This is a genomic window from Leifsonia sp. SIMBA_070 (genome assembly GCF_046534635.1).
In the GTDB taxonomy this organism is placed as follows: domain Bacteria; phylum Actinomycetota; class Actinomycetes; order Actinomycetales; family Microbacteriaceae; genus Leifsonia.
Genome location: NZ_JAWRYK010000135.1, coordinates 1 through 303 on the forward strand (window position 1 = coordinate 1; position 303 = coordinate 303).

General features: G+C 72.3%; 1 protein-coding gene. It reads right to left on the minus strand.

Annotated elements, in window-relative coordinates; genetic code table 11:
- The coding region (locus SB754_RS19740; protein WP_410784086.1) for a glycosyl hydrolase family 95 catalytic domain-containing protein at nucleotides 1–280 on the minus strand (280 nt) is incomplete at its 3' end.
- Nucleotides 281–303: the final 23 nt, after the last annotated feature.

The window sequence follows — 303 nt, forward strand, 5'->3', positions numbered from 1 at the left end:
GTGCCGCCGCGTCGCGCAGCGCTCGCGCCTCGCGCGTCTCTCCGACGAAGGCCTCGTCGATCTCGTACCAGAGCGGGTACAGCTGCGACGTGTGGCGGTGCGCCCGGTTCTCGGGCCAGGTCTCGTCGAGCCATTCCGCGAGCGTGCCGTCGTCGGCGATGCGATAGGGCGACATCGCGTCGGCGATGCGCTGCCAGCGCTCGTCGAGCGAATGGTCTCCGCGGGCCTCGGCGAGCAGGCGGGCGCTTCGCGCGGCGTCGCGCCATATCGCCGCGTCCATCGTGGGATCGACGACGAGCGGTG